Origin of the sequence: uncultured Altibacter sp., from assembly GCF_963972995.1 — a bacterium.
In the GTDB taxonomy this organism is placed as follows: domain Bacteria; phylum Bacteroidota; class Bacteroidia; order Flavobacteriales; family Flavobacteriaceae; genus Altibacter.
Genome location: NZ_CAXAXI010000002.1, coordinates 133,552 through 149,242 on the forward strand (window position 1 = coordinate 133,552; position 15,691 = coordinate 149,242).

Here is a 15,691-nt window from a genome sequence, read left to right on the forward strand (position 1 = left end):
AGCTTTATCAGGCTTTTTTTAATTATAAGTATCATTTTTGGCAGTTTTACTGCAGCCGTTGCGCAAGATTCTACGGCTACGGGTTCTTCCATGGGTCGTATAGATTTACCCAATCCTCCAAGCATTCAGGATTTATATACCTACGATCCCATTACAGATCGGTATATCTACACGCAAACCTTAGGAAATTTCAATATAACCTACCCCATTATATTAACGCCTGAAGAATATAGGGAGCTCATTATGAAGGAGCAAATGAAAGCCTATTTCAAAGAAAAGATCGATGCTGCCGATGGACGTAAGGAAGGATCTGAAGAAGCTCAAAAGAATCTACTGCCAACCTTTTATGTGAATTCTAACTTTTTCGAGTCGGTTTTTGGGGGGAATACTATTGAGGTTATTCCGCAAGGTAGCGTAGAAATGGATTTGGGGCTGTTGTACACCAAACAGGATAACCCTGCTTTTTCGCCGCGAAATCGAAGTAATCTCTCTTTTGATTTTGACCAACGTATTAGCCTGAGTTTGTTAGGTAAAGTAGGAGAGAGGCTTCAGGTTACGGCCAATTATGATACACAGTCAACATTCGATTTTCAAAATCAAATCAAACTGGAATATACCCCTACTGAAGACGATATCATTCAAAAAATAGAAGTGGGAAATGTAAATATGCCACTCAACAGCGCGTTAATTCAAGGAGCGCAAAGTCTTTTTGGGGTAAAAACACAGCTTCAGTTTGGGAAAACGACGATTACAGGAGTCTTTTCTGAACAAAAATCTGAAACGCGCTCTGTTGTCGCCGAAGGAGGAGCCACAGTTACCGATTTCGAACTTTATGCTTCCGAATATGACGAGAACAGACACTTTTTTCTAGCACATTATTTTAGAGATAACTACGATCGGGCGTTGCGTCAATATCCTTTTATCAACTCGAATGTACAAATTACAAGAGCAGAAGTTTGGATCACTAATAGGACGAACCGTACAGACGATGTGCGAAATATCGTCGCAATCCAAGATATTGGAGAGTCTGACCCTACCAATATAGGGCTTACCGTGCCGCCGGGTGGCTTCATCAATAAACCCAGAGGTTCCTTTCCCGATAACTCGAACAACGATTTCAACCCCTTTGGAATAAATAATCCCGGTGTACCTACAGTGCTTAACGAATCCATTCGTGATATTGCTTCGGTTCAGGCGGGTTTTAGTGGTGTTCCTGTAAGTGAGGGGACCGATTACGTGACTTTGGAAAATGCCCGAAGACTTACTCAAAGCGAATATACCCTCAACACACAATTGGGATATATTTCCTTAAACCAGCGTTTGAACAATGATGAGGTGCTTGCGATCGCGTTCCAATTCACGGTGAATGGAAAGGTCTTTCAAGTGGGAGAATTTTCCAATGACGGAGTGGATGCCTCGGGAGGAGAGATCCCTAACACCGACCCGAATGAACCACCGGTTGCAGGGATCGCACAAAATTTGGTAGTAAAATTGCTTAAAAGTAATATTACCAATGTTAGTGAACCCATTTGGGATTTGATGATGAAGAATATCTACCCATTGGGAGCTTTCCAATTGGAGCAAGAAGATTTCCGCTTAAATATACTGTATACAAGTCCGTCCCCATTAAATTATATTACTCCGGTGCCCGGAAGTCAGTCTTGCGAGGCTCCTTTACCCAATGGTGAAATAAAGGACAATGTTCTTTTGGATGATATTCTACTGAAAATCTTTAACTTAGACAGGCTTAATACCAATGGAGACCCTCAACAAGGCGGTGACGGTTTCTTCGACTTTTTGCCGGGGATTACTGTAGACACACAGAACGGGCGTATCATCTTTACCAGTGTGGAACCCTTTGGGGAATACCTGTTTGAGCAATTACAAGGGTCTGTTTGTCCCGAGAATGCCGGAAGTCCGGACTACAACATTCCTTCAAGTTATAATGCCAACCAAGAACGATATGTATACAGATCGCTCTACCGAACCACAAAAACACAGGCAGAGCAGGACGATAGTGATAAGAATTTCTTTCAGTTAAAGGGAAGTTATAAGTCTACAGGGGCCGACGGGATTCCTATTGGCGCGTTCAATATTCCACCGGGATCTGTTACCGTTACTGCCAATGGGCGTACTTTGGTAGAAGGGGTCGATTATACCGTAAATTATCAGTTAGGGCGTGTTCAAATTTTAGACCCTGCCCTATTGAATTCTAATACACCCATAAATATTTCTACGGAAAACAACACCCTTTTTGGTCAGCAGACAAAACGATTTACGGGATTGAATGTGGAACATAAATTCAGTAATAAATTTCAAATAGGGGCTACTTACTTAAATCTGAATGAACGTCCGTTAACACAGAAGTCCAACTACAATGTGGAGCCTATCAATAATACTATCTTTGGATTTAATGCAAATTATTCTACAGAAGTACCCTTCTTGACGCGATTGGTCAACAAATTACCAAATATAGATACCGATGTAGCCTCCAATATATCCCTGCGAGGCGAATTTGCCTACTTAATGCCCGGAGCTCCTAAGGTTTCAGACTTTAACGGAAAAACCACGGTGTATGTGGATGATTTCGAAGCATCGCAAACAGCTCTTGATATAAGTAGCCCGCTTTCTTGGTTTTTAGGGAGTACACCCATAGGATTTGGTGGTGAAGCGGCTAACGGCAACTTGGCTTACAATTACAATCGGGCAAAATTAGACTGGTATACTATCGATCCTATTTTTTACAGCACGCAGCGACCGGACGGTATTTCTGATGATGATTTATCATCCCCGTTCACACGTCGTGTTTTTAGAAACGAGATCTTTCCCGAGCAGGATATTATACAAGGACAAACCCAAGCGTTGTTCACTTTGGATCTTTCGTATTACCCAAGTGAACGCGGACCATATAACTATAATCCGGTGGCAAACGGGACCAATACATTGCCTAATCCGGAGACACGATTTGGAGGGATAACACGCGCATTGACCACCACCGATTTTGAACGCTCGAACGTTGAGTACATTCAGTTTTGGATCATGGACCCTTACTTTCACGATGATTCTATTATAGACGATGGAGAATTGTATTTTAACTTGGGAAATATCTCTGAAGATGTTCTCAAAGACGGAAGAAAGCAATATGAAAATGGCTTACCTGAAGATGGTGGAACCATGAACACGACACCAACCGTATATGGGAAAGTACCCACCAACCAATCCTTAGTATATACATTCGACACACAAGGGCAAGAGCGCATCAATCAGGATATTGGATATGATGGGATCAATGATGCTTCTGAAGCGACCATGTTCCCGTTATTTGGCGGAATGCCGGATCCCGCTCGGGATAATTACTTGTACTTTCTTCAGGCTGAAGGAACCATCATTGAACGTTACCGACAATATAACGGTACTGAAGGGAACTCGCCGGAAATTGTTACAAACGATAACCGCGGTTCTACGGCACAACCCGACGTGGAAGATATTAACCGTGACAATACCATGAACACGGTAGATAGTTATTACGAATACCGTATCCCGATCTCTCGTGATATGAGTAGTGCCAACAACGAATTTATTACAGATGAAAAGATCATCACAGGATTAACCCTTCCCAACAACGATCAAATAGATGTTCGGTGGGTACAGTTTAAAGTACCTATTGATCAGGCAGATCGTGCCGTGAACGGGATATCCGATTTTAGATCGATTCGTTTTATGCGTATGTACGTAACCGGTTTTGAACAACCTACCGTGTTGCGATTTGGAACGTTAGAGTTGATACGGGGTGATTATAGACGGTATGCAAATTCCTTGGATATCTCTGGTGAGGATCCCGACCAGGATGATACCTTGTTCGAAGTGGAGACCGTAAGTATCGAAGAAAATAGTGGGATTTACGTCTTACCTCCGGGTGTAATTCGTGAAGAGTTGAACAACAATAACAATATCATTCGCCAAAATGAGCAATCTCTAGTGTTAAGAGTCTGTGGTCTCGAAGGTGGTGACGGTCGTGGAGTATATAAGAATTTTAATGTCGATATGCGACAGTATGAGAATCTGGAAATGTTCATCCACGCGCAGGCATTGGACAATGAGACCGTACCTTCCGATGGAGATCTGGTGGCGTTCATCCGTCTTGGAACCGACCTAGACCAGAACTTCTATGAGATAGAGATACCGTTAAATATTTCTCCCGAATCGCTAAGTCCGGAGGTTGTTTGGCCTATAGAGAACCGCTTGAATCTACCGCTGCGGCTACTGCAGGAAGTGAAAACGAGAGCGCTGGGGGACCAAAATAACGATCCGTTGCAGATCACTTATTTTAATCAGGAAGATCTGGATCCGGATTCTGCGGCAGGACCCGAGAACGATCTTCGAATTGGGATCAAAGGAAATCCAAGCTTCGGAAATGTACGAACGATCATGCTGGGGCTTAAGAACCCGAATACCAATGAGGTGTGCGGTGAAGCTTGGTTCAACGAACTCCGCCTTTCAGAATTAAAGAATGAAGGGGGATGGGCTGCCTTGGCGAATATGGATGCCAATATCGCCGATTTTGCCACTGTAAGTGCTACGGCCGGACGAAGCACCGTTGGTTTTGGGTCTATTGAACAAGGTCCCAATCAACGTAGCAGAGAAGATGTACAACAGTATGATGTTGTTACCAATGTAAATTTAGGGCAATTATTACCCGCAAAATGGGGCATTCAATTACCTTTTAATTATGGTCGGGCCGAAGAGTTGATTACACCTCAGTTCGATCCGGAATTTCAAGATATTGAATTAGAAACACGTATTGAAAATACGGAAGATGAAGCCGAAAAGGATTTGATCAAAGAACAATCTGTAGACTATACCAAGAGGCAAAGTGTTAATTTTATTGGAGTGCGTAAGGATCGAACCGGAGACGGGAAACCAATGCCGTATGATATAGAGAATTTCACTTTCTCCTATTCCTACAATCAAGTGGATCATCATGATTTTGAGATCGAAGAATCTCTTGACCAGAACGTTCGTGTCGGGGCGACCTACAACTACAATTTTGCTCCTATAACAGTAGAACCGTTCAAGAAGAACGATTCGCTTTTTACCGGTAAATACTGGCAATTCTTAAAGGATTTAAATTTCAACGCACTGCCAACCAATATAACAGCAAGTTCAAACATCATTCGTCAATATAACGAACAGAAGTTTAGAGAATTAACATTGTTGCCGGGGAATATTGGACTTCCAACGCTGTACCAACGCAATTTTCTATTCGATTGGCAATATACCTTGAATTACAACTTGACAAAATCTTTACGTTTCAATTTTAATTCGGCCAACAATAGAATTGTAAATAATTTTATTGACGATGAAGGAGTCGTAGATAATTCTGTGGGAATTTGGGATGGTTTCTTTGAAATAGGGGAGCCCAACCAGCATTTCCAATCGTTACAAGTGAACTACGACCTTCCTTTTAGTAAATTCCCGTTTTTGAAGTTTATTCGCGCAACGTATTCCTATACCGGAGATTTCCAATGGCAGGACGGAAGCGACCTCTTCAATAGCATTCCCATTACGCTGGCAGATGGAACCACCGAAACTTTCGATCTTGGGAATTCCATACAAAATGCAAGTACACATCGAATCAATTCCAGTCTTGATATGAATAATTTTTATCGATACATTGGGTTGACCAAAATTAAGCCCGGAAGAGCAGGTGCCGGAGATACTGGAGGGCCATCAGGAGGTAAAGGTGTTGATATTAGGGGAGGCGATAAAAATGGCACTAAAGGAGGTGATAATGAAGGAAAGAGCGTTCTAGATTCACAAGGGGGTGATGCTTCTGCAGGCAACAGCACGGGGGGCTCTTTAAGCGGAGGCGACAAAGCTGTGAACACGTTAATAGGACTCGTAACCTCCATTAAAAAGATCCAATTGAACTATCAGGAGAATAACGGGATCTTCTTGCCGGGTTATACCCCTTCCATTGGTTTTGCAGGAACTTTGAAACCTACTGCCGGATTTACCTTTGGAAGTCAGGCAGAAATTCGGGAGTTAGCAGCGCGGAAGGGTTGGTTGACCTTATATCCCGAATTCAATGAGCAATACACCGAGGTAGAAAGCAGACAGCTTGATGTACAGGTAAATATGGAACTACTTCCCGATTTGAAGATCGATTTTAACGGAAGCAGGATCTATTCTGAAAATTATACGGAAAACTATATCGTAGAAAACGAGTTATACCGTTCTCTGACGCCAAACACCTTCGGAAACTTCAGCATCTCTACTTTGCTTATTAAAACTGCGTTCAGCACTAGTGACGAAAATAGTTCTGCTGCTTTCGACGATTTCCGAAGCAACCGATTGATCATCGCAAACCGATTAGCGACCGAATTTTATGAAACAGCAGATTTCCCAAGAGATGAGGAGGGGTACCCTGTAGGTTTTGGTAAAACAAGTCAAGATGTCTTGCTGCCCGCATTCTTAGCAGCATATAAAGGAAGCGATGCTTCCAATGAAAAGACAGGGATCTTTAGAGATGTGCCACTACCCAATTGGGATGTGAAATATACAGGGTTGATGAATTTGGAATGGTTCAAGAAGCGTTTTAAACGATTCTCAGTCCAACATGGCTACAGAGCTGGCTATACCGTGAATCAATTTCAAACCAATTTGGACTACGACAGGAATGACCCTGAATCTATTGACCAAGCTGGGAATTTTAAAAGTCCTGTATTCTTGACCAATGTAAATTTAACAGAGCAATTCTCTCCCCTTATTAGAATCGATTTTGAAATGAAAAATTCGATCAAGATCCTAGCAGAGTTGCGCAAAGACAGAGCACTGTCCTTGAGTTTTGCGAACAACCTATTGACAGAGATCAAAGGAGATGAAATAGTTTTAGGATTAGGGTACCGCATTAAGGATTTGAAAATTGGGACAAATTTTGGTGGAAAGAAGAAGATCCTTCAGAGTGACCTTAATTTTAAAGTAGATCTTTCAAGACGCGATAATAAAACGATCATCCGGTATCTGGACATTCAGAACAACCAAACCACTGCGGGACAAACCATTTACGGACTTCAGTTCACCATGGATTATGCCTTGAGTAAGAATCTAACGGCTTTATTCTACTACGACCATACGTTTTCAGAATATGCCATATCTACGGCTTTCCCACAAACAACCATTCGAAGTGGAATCACACTTCGGTACAATTTTGGAAACTAAATAAGAACAATAATTATAAGTATTATGAGTGTACCTTCTAACCTAAAATATACGAAAGACCACGAATGGGTTTCCATTAACGGGGATATAGCAACTATTGGGATCACCGATTTTGCCCAAGGTGAATTAGGAGATATTGTTTATGTAGAAGTAGAAACGGTGGACGAAACCTTGGATCGTGAAGAGGTTTTTGGTACGGTCGAAGCCGTAAAAACCGTATCCGACCTGTTCTTGCCTCTTTCCGGAGAGATCATTGAGTTCAATGAGAGTTTGGAATCGGAACCCGAAAAGGTCAATTCTGATCCTTATGGGGAAGGATGGATGATCAAATTAAAGCTATCTGACCCTTCCGAAATCGATGACCTACTAGATGCCGCAGCGTATAAAGAACTTATCGGCGCGTAATTTATTTCTAGCATTAGGGATTTTTTATACGATCTTGGTAACGGTGGCCTTTTTGCTCCCAGCCACCAACGTTCCCGGGATTTCCTTACCTTATTTTGATAAGGTAGTTCATATTGTTGTACATTGGATCTTGCTTCTTATCTGGTTGAGGCATACGATGTTAACTGACCAAAATCATATTTCTAACAAAATTATTGTGGTAGTTTTAGTGATGTGCTTCTTATACGGTTGCAGTATAGAGGTACTTCAGCACTGGTTCACCAACTCACGTAAATTTGACGTGTTCGATATTGTTGCCAACGGAATTGGCAGTGTGCTAGGGCTGATTACTTTCAGACTCTTTAGAAAATAAGGAGATGAAATAGTAATGTCACCTAAACTACCGGATATGGAAATCAAGAAGAACCCTCGTTTCGATCTTGGCAAACGCAGTGTCCTTTTCTTTCAGATAGGGATGATCGTTATGCTTTTTATTACATGGCAGGCCTTAGAATGGAAGAGCTACAATCGTGGCACCATAGAACAAGGTCAGTTGGAGATCTCAGATGCTATTGATGAGGTCATCCCAATTACAGATTCTCAATACGTGCCGCCTCCGCCTCCGCCACCGTCCATAACTCCGGTAATGATCCTACAGGTTGAAGATGAGGCCGATATAGAGGAATCGATCATTGAATCCACAGAGACCAATCAAAACGATGAGATCGTTGAGATCCTCGCCGTTGAGGAGATCGAAGAAGAGAAGGAAGAAGAGGAAATTGTCAATGTGCCTTTTGCGGTTATTGAAAATGTGCCCATCTATCCCGGCTGTGAAGATGCCGGAGATAATAACGCAAAAAAGAAATGCATGTCGGATAAGGTGGACGACTTTGTTCGAGATCGCTTTCGTGCCGATCTTGCCGCTGAACTTGGTCTTGAGGGTAAGCAAAGGATCTTTGTACAGTTCAAAATTGATAAACAAGGAAATGTAACCGATGTACACGCCAGAGCACCTCACCCAAAACTTGAGGAGGAAGCCGTAAAAATAATCAAATCCCTTCCAAGAATGATCCCCGGGAAACAACGCGGGGTTCCTGTAGGAGTCCTGTACGGTCTTCCCATATTGTTTCAAGTAGAAAATTAGCGAGATAGAGATGCTTCAATGTAAGGCCAGTACCAAGTATTGGCCTTTTCTGTGGCATAATAATTGATGCTTATGGGAAGTGTAAAGAGAATGTAAAGGAGTTGTTTTTGAAGGTGTCTTTCGATATTACTGTAAGTTTTTCCGAAGCAAATGCCTGAAAAACTTTTTTTCGCACGTTAATTTTTATTTTCGCTTTAGAATACAATTGTTTTTATATATTTTAGCAACTGCATAAATACTCTATTATGGAACCTAAGAAAAACCCGAAAGCTGATTTGAGCAGAAGAAGCATGTTATTTTTCCAATTGGGAATGATCTTGATGCTTTTTATTGCTTGGCAAGCTATCGAATATAAGACCTACGACAGGTCTTTAGAAACCGATACATTAGCGGTTAGTGATGAACTGGAAGAAGAAATACCTATTACCCAACAAATTGAACCACCACCACCGCCACCACCACCACCGCCGGCTCCCGAAGTGATCGAGGTAGTGGAAGATGAGGAAGAGGTGGAAGAGACCATAATTAAATCCACAGAAACCAATCAAGAAGAAGAGATCGTAGAGATCGAAGAGATTGAAGAAGCTGTGGAAGAGGAAATTGCAGATGTTCCATTTGCCGTTATTGAGAACGTGCCTGTTTATCCGGGATGCGAAAGCGCGAGCGGAAACAATGCGAAGAAAGCGTGTATGTCTGAGCAGGTAGATAAATTTGTAAAGAAAAAATTCAATGCCGATCTGGCGGCAGACCTGGGGCTGGAAGGAATTCAGAGAATCTTCGTTCAGTTTAAGATAGATAAAAATGGGAATGTTGTAGATGTAAGAGCGAGAGCACCACATCCCAAGTTAGAACAAGAGGCTGTACGTGTGGTAAGTTCCTTGCCTAAAATGATCCCCGGAAAACAGCGAGGTAAACCGGTGGGAGTACTTTATTCGCTGCCCATTAGATTCCAAGTAGAGTAATTTTCAATTTGATTATACTATATAAAGCCCCGAGCATGTGCTCGGGGCTTTTTTTGTGGCATAACTGTTGTTTCTATAATATGATACTAATCCTTAAATACAACGATTATGAGATCACTTGTAAACATTTTTAAAAGCAACCAACCAAAAATGCTTTCAAAAAGAGAGGATAAAAAACGCATTAATATCAACTGGAATTCCAGATTATTCTTTCAATTAGGTATTATTGTTAGCTTATTTGCGGTATTCGTGGTTATGGAAAGTACCATCGGACTCACTCCAACAACTCGAACCATCGCAGATGATTTCTATTTGGAAGAGCCTCCCATCTACGATGTAGTGATCCAAGATGCATCACCCGCACCTGTAGTTCCGCCTAAGAAGGAAGTTAAGATTACCAAACCGGTTAAGAAGGCTCCATTAGTAAATATTAAACCTATTGACAATGCAACACCTACGGTCACAGAAACACCTACCGAACCTACCGACATAACTCCAAAGGACCCGGTGGTCACTACCACGCCGCCCGTGGCGGTGCCCCCTAAAGATTCTAGTCCTAAAAGCATTCTTGGCGTGGAGTTCGTTCCTGTGTTTCCGGGTTGTGAGTCATTGTCTAATAATAAAGAACGCGTAGATTGTATGTCTTCTAAGATCAACCAGTTCATTGCAAAAAAATTCGATATTGATAAGTTCTCCGGGTACAATAGCGCGAAACCATTGCGTATTTCGGTAACTTTTAAGATCGACGAACAGGGTTATGTAACGGATATACGCGCGCGGGCAGCAGATAGAAAACTGGAGAATGAGGCCATGCGTGTGATCGACCAATTACCAAAAATGCGCCCCGGAAGGCAAGGTGAAGAAAATGTATCGGTTCTTTATACGGTGCCCATTACGCTTCGAATTCAATAACAATAGACAACTTACTTTGGTAAACCGCTCATGATTCTCTCATGGGCGGTTTTCAGTTAAATCATGGTGTGCAATGTAAAAAAACGTATCTTTCCGTTTTATTCGATATATCATTATTTCCATGAAAAAACTTGCCCTGCTTCAGGTTTTGTTGATGTCCTTTATTGGTATTGCACAAAAAAATACGTCCGGTTTTGAAAAATATCCTGTCTTTCCTGAGTGTTCAGAAGTAGCTGTAAGTCAATTGGAAACATGTTTTAACACCACTTTGCAACAATTTGTGTATAGCAATTTCAAAGTTCCTCAAGTGGTTGTTTCAGAAGATTACACAGGAGAAGTGATTGTTTTTTTTGAAGTGAACTCCGAAGGGGTCTTCAAGGTACTTTATGTTGAAGCTTTTTATAACGAATTAAAAGAAGAGGCACGCAGAGTATTTGAACTACTTCCTACTATTGTTCCTGCTACCTATAACGGTAATCCCAGTTACGTGCAATTTACCATGCCTATAAAAATTCCTTTGGTAATGCCTTCTGAAAGAAATATCGGAAACACTTCAGTAAAATCAAAACAGCGTTCCGAAGCGGAAGCGATCACATTTTTAAAAGAAGAATACGATGCGATTGAAAATAAACCTTACACTAATGAAAAATTCAGCAGTAGCATTAATATTCCGTTGTCACACCATCAGTACAGCCTTTTCGACCCCGCTCTAAACCGTGTGGGGCAGAACAATCACACTGCTCAAAAACCATACGTGTATAGTGAAGTTAATGCCTATTATAATTTCGAGAGCGAACAGCAAAAACTGGTAAAGAACAAATCGTCATGGCTAGGAAGAAAATGGTGGAATGAGCACATGGTCACTATAAAGGGTGATGGGTACTGGCTCACCTTGGATCCAGGTGTTGATCTCCAAGTGGGGCGCGATCTGGATGCAGATATAGATACCTACAACAATACCCGACTGGTCTATACGCAGGGAGGTATTGGGAAACAGATCAACTTTTTTGCAGTTGTGTATGAGAGCCAAGGGAGATTCGCCGATTATTTCAATAGGTATGCGGAGTCTATTAAGCCCGACGGTGGGAATCCTGCCATCATTCCCGGCAGAGGAATTGCCAAGAGGTTTCGAAGTGATTCCTACGATTATCCAATTGCGACAGGGCATGTTTCATATACTCCTTCAAAGCATTTTAATATTCAACTGGGTCATGGAAAGAACTTTATTGGGGACGGGTATCGGTCTTTGTTATTTAGCGACAATGCGAGTCCCTATCCTTTTTTTAAATTAAATACGACCTTTTGGAAACTGAAGTATACTAACACTTGGATGTCGTTGCGCGATGTCCGTTCTGAAGTAACACAAGACGGTTCTTTTCGAACAAAGTACATGGCAAACCACTATTTAAGTTACAACGTGACCAAACGTTTGAATATAGGACTTTTTGAGTCGGTGATCTGGGAAAATGACAACGACAGAGGCTTTGATTTTAATTATTTAAATCCGGTGATCTTCTATCGAGCGATCGAATTTTCTACCGGTTCTCGCGGGGGGAATGCCCTTATTGGATTGAGCGCCAAGTATAAGTTTACTGATCGTGTGAATGCTTATTCGCAATTGATAATCGATGAGTTTTCTTCCGGAGATATTTTTGGAGGTGAGGGGAGCTATAAGAATAAAGTGGGGTACCAAATTGGTGCAAAATACTACAACGCATTCGGCGTGGACAATTTGTACTTACAGGCAGAATACAACCGTGTACGTCCCTATACCTATTCGCACAATTCCATTGTATTGAACTATGGACATAACAATCAGTCCATGGCGCATACGTTAGGAGCTAATTTTTCTGAATTTATTGGAATTGCACGCTATCAATACGGAAGGATTTTTGGCGACCTGAAAGTAATTGTAGCCAAACGAGGGTTGGAAGTAAACACTACAGAGGATCCTTTCTTCTATGGAGGAGATATCTATGGGACGGAGGATAACAGACCTTCGGATCTTGGAAATGAATTAGGGCAGGGAAACACCACCGATTTTTTTCACACCGAAGTACAAGCAGGATATCTTATCAATCCGTCCACGAATTTGAAGGTATATGGTAGTTTGATCTTTAGGGATTTCAAACCTGAATTCAACACCGAAAGTGTCTTCGAAAATCAAACCACTTGGATCAATTTTGGAATTCGCACCGATCTATTCAACTGGTACTACGACTTTTAATTGTCGTTGTCTTGAGCTTCTAATTTTTCTTTAGGAATTCCGTATTTGTCTTGTGTTTCGGCAAATAGCATGTCATGAAACTGCGCTGTTTTGATATAACCGTCACCATACCCTTCGGCATCATATTCTTTGGTAAGGTTTAGTTTTAAAATTTGATCCTTGCTTTTCTTTGACATAAAATGATAAGCGTATTGCTCGGTAAGATATCTTAGCATTCCAATAGATTCATTCAGGTCACGAAGTGTGGCTACGGGACCGTGACCGGGGATGATCTTGGTGTCCTCATTTATAAGCATTTTGATCTCATTTAGTGCTTTGAGGGCACCATATACATCCCCGCCGTGAGCGACATCGATGTAAGGATATTTTCCGTTAAAGAAAACATCTCCTGTGTGTAGCACATTACTTTCAGTAAAATAGACTAGGGCATCACCATCCGTATGGGCCTCATGTACATGAAAAACCATGATTTTTTCTCCATTATAGTGAAAGGTAAGATCGTCGTCAAACGTAACCACAGGTAGTTTCTGCTGATCGATCTCTAAGTAGTCTTGTACTTCACCTACCGATTTTTTAGCCATTTCTTTAGCTCGTTCATTGTTCCCTCCATCTGAAGAAGCTTTTGTCAATGCTTTTTCGTAGGCAGCATCGTATTTTTTTTGTGCCTGCTCCATTCCGGATTCCAAAAGTCTTTTACGTGCATTTTCATGAGAAATGATTGCAGCGCCCTCCTGTTTGAAGTTTGAATTCCCCCCGGTGTGATCACCGTGATGATGGGTATTGATCAAGAACTGAATGGGTTTGGAGCTTAAGGATCTAATTCTATTGAGAATTATAGGGGAGGCATCTGCAAATTGGTCATCGATCATAAAAACACCGTCTTCGCCAACAGAGAGCCCAATATTGCCTCCTTTGCCTTCCAGCATGTAGATATTTTCTGAAAGTTTTGTAAGTTTTAGTCCATCATTTTCAGCCTTAACGGCAGCAGCTTTTTCTTTTTCATCGTCGGTAAGTTCACTCGTCTTTTTTTGAGCGTTCGCTGATAGGACTATAGAAAAAATAAGGCAAAACAATAATATGGAATGTCGCATAACGGTATTTTTTAATTCACGGCAAATTAGTAAAAAAACTAGAAATATTGAGGTAACAATATGCAATATATATTGTGGAAAAATGTTGGGTAGTGTATCTTTGCAGCCTGAAATATCTAGGTATCAATTTGGGTGTTTCACTAAAAACGAAGAAGTGGCTATAACCCATTCACAGTCTGTATCGAAATCGCTAATAAGTAACTTTACCGAGATTACAAAAGTGCGCTTGTCGGTGAGTGTTGTTTTCTCTTCCGTAGCCGGCTATTTGTTAGGCGCCGAAACCATTGATTTCTTTACGCTATTCTTGCTCGTAATTGGCGGATATTGTATGGTGGGCGCTTCCAATGCATACAATCAAATAATTGAAAAGGATTTGGACGCCCTTATGGAACGTACTAAGAATCGTCCTATTCCAGCGGGCCGGATGCGCGTTTCCAGTGCCTTTGTTCTAGCGAGTGTTCTTACCATTACAGGTATTGCAGTGCTGTATACTATAAACCCGCAAACCGCCATGTTTGGAGCGATCTCCATCTTCATGTATGTGAGTTTATATACACCCCTTAAAACCAAGACCCCTCTTTCGGTATTTGTGGGAGCCTTTCCCGGAGCCATTCCTTTTATGCTGGGTTGGGTAGCCGCTACCAACGATTTTGGTATTGAGCCTGGGACATTGTTCATGATACAGTTTTTTTGGCAATTCCCTCATTTTTGGGCGATTGGATGGTTCTTGTTTGAGGACTATAAAAAAGGGGGATTCTATATGTTGCCCAACGGAAGAAGGGATAGTGGGACCGCCATACAAGTAGTTTTGTACAGTATCTGGACGGTTTTGGCTTCGCTTATTCCAGCCGCAGGAGTTACAGGCAGTCTTTACATTACACCGGTGTCTGCAATACTTATAGGTCTTTTAGGTGTAGGGTTCATCTACTACGCTTTAAGATTGTACAAACTGAAGACTGAGAAAGCAGCCCGACAGCTCATGCTAATAAGTGTAAGCTATATTACACTATTACAAATTATTTACGTACTCGATAAATTTTTAAGATAATGGATTACACCGAAGGAACCGAGGATAAGAAGATACGGAGAGCAAAGAAGATGATGTTGTGGTTTGGGATCATAAGCCTGTCCATGAGTTTCGCAGGTTTGACGAGTGCCTATGTGGTAAGTAAAGAGCGTCCCGATTGGTTGACCGATTTTGAAATACCCAATGCTTTTTATATTAGTTTGGTCGTGATTCTATTAAGTAGTGTAACCATGCATGTTGCGAAGATAAACGTTCAAAAAGAGAGGAATTCCTTGACAATGTTCATGCTGGTTAGTACGTTACTTTTGGGAATAGGGTTTGTTTGGTTACAGTTTTTGGGTTTTTCACAGATCATCGAGAACGGGTATTATTTTACAGGAAGTGAAAGTACCATTACCACCTCCTTTATTTACTTGGTGGTGCTCATGCACTTAGCTCATATCGCAATGGGCCTCATAGCGTTACTCGTTGTAATTTATAATCATTATAAACTAAAGTACATGGGCGGAAAGACCCTTGGAATTGAACTGGCAGCCACTTTTTGGCATTTCGTTGATATTCTGTGGATTTATCTGTTTTTGTTCTTCTATTTCGTGCGATAATTTTCCGGAATTTTTGAGAATCGCAGAGGAGGGGGTTGTCCTAAAACTGTTGGATTTCGATAAATTGAACGTGGATGTTTCGTTAGATAAAAATAATACCTATTTTTGTGCTTTATTTAAC

At 41.4% G+C, this 15,691-nt stretch carries 10 protein-coding genes; 9 read left to right on the forward strand and 1 reads right to left on the reverse strand.

The window, feature by feature from the left end; translation table 11 throughout:
• The first annotated feature begins 6 nt into the window (after positions 1–6).
• The 7 genes from sprA to AACZ11_RS01660 all read left to right on the forward strand — a co-directional run bounded on the left by sprA (position 7) and on the right by AACZ11_RS01660 (position 12,850).
• Positions 7–7,221 carry a cell surface protein SprA gene (gene sprA, locus AACZ11_RS01630; protein WP_290625742.1) on the forward strand — a complete coding sequence of 2,405 codons (7,215 nt, stop codon included), beginning with the start codon at positions 7–9 and terminating at the stop codon, positions 7,219–7,221.
• A gap of 24 nt (positions 7,222–7,245) precedes the next feature.
• Positions 7,246–7,626 (forward strand): glycine cleavage system protein GcvH, encoded by a 381-nt coding sequence (gene gcvH / locus AACZ11_RS01635; protein ID WP_290625718.1) that lies wholly within the window; start codon positions 7,246–7,248, stop codon positions 7,624–7,626.
• On the forward strand, positions 7,592–7,978 hold the full coding sequence (locus AACZ11_RS01640; protein ID WP_290625719.1) for a VanZ family protein: 387 nt from the start codon (positions 7,592–7,594) through the stop codon (positions 7,976–7,978). The genes gcvH and AACZ11_RS01640 overlap by 35 nt, the downstream gene beginning before the upstream one ends.
• A gap of 36 nt (positions 7,979–8,014) precedes the next feature.
• Positions 8,015–8,749 carry an energy transducer TonB gene (locus AACZ11_RS01645; protein WP_290625720.1) on the forward strand — a complete coding sequence of 245 codons (735 nt, stop codon included), beginning with the start codon at positions 8,015–8,017 and terminating at the stop codon, positions 8,747–8,749.
• A 245-nt stretch (positions 8,750–8,994) separates the two neighbouring features.
• Complete coding sequence (locus tag AACZ11_RS01650; protein ID WP_290625721.1) at positions 8,995–9,711, forward strand: energy transducer TonB; 717 nt, start codon at positions 8,995–8,997, stop codon at positions 9,709–9,711.
• A 108-nt stretch (positions 9,712–9,819) separates the two neighbouring features.
• Entirely contained in the window at positions 9,820–10,623 is an 804-nt protein-coding gene (locus tag AACZ11_RS01655; protein ID WP_290625722.1) for an energy transducer TonB, read from the forward strand.
• A gap of 121 nt (positions 10,624–10,744) precedes the next feature.
• Positions 10,745–12,850, forward strand: coding sequence for a gliding motility protein RemB (locus AACZ11_RS01660; RefSeq protein ID WP_290625723.1), 2,106 nt, complete (start codon positions 10,745–10,747; stop codon positions 12,848–12,850).
• On the opposite strand, the gene AACZ11_RS01665 is transcribed toward AACZ11_RS01660, so the two are convergent.
• Positions 12,847–13,941 (reverse strand): MBL fold metallo-hydrolase, encoded by a 1,095-nt coding sequence (locus tag AACZ11_RS01665; protein ID WP_290625724.1) that lies wholly within the window; start codon positions 13,939–13,941, stop codon positions 12,847–12,849. The genes AACZ11_RS01660 and AACZ11_RS01665 overlap by 4 nt on opposite strands.
• A 154-nt stretch (positions 13,942–14,095) precedes the next feature.
• On the opposite strand from AACZ11_RS01665, the gene cyoE reads away from it, so the two are divergent.
• Together cyoE and AACZ11_RS01675 are read left to right on the forward strand one after the other, a co-directional pair.
• A complete protein-coding gene (gene cyoE, locus AACZ11_RS01670; RefSeq protein WP_290625725.1) occupies positions 14,096–14,989 on the forward strand; it encodes a heme o synthase in 894 nt (297 codons plus the stop codon).
• Positions 14,989–15,570 (forward strand): cytochrome c oxidase subunit 3, encoded by a 582-nt coding sequence (locus tag AACZ11_RS01675; protein ID WP_290625726.1) that lies wholly within the window; start codon positions 14,989–14,991, stop codon positions 15,568–15,570. Before cyoE ends, AACZ11_RS01675 begins: the two co-directional genes overlap by 1 nt.
• Positions 15,571–15,691: the final 121 nt, after the last annotated feature.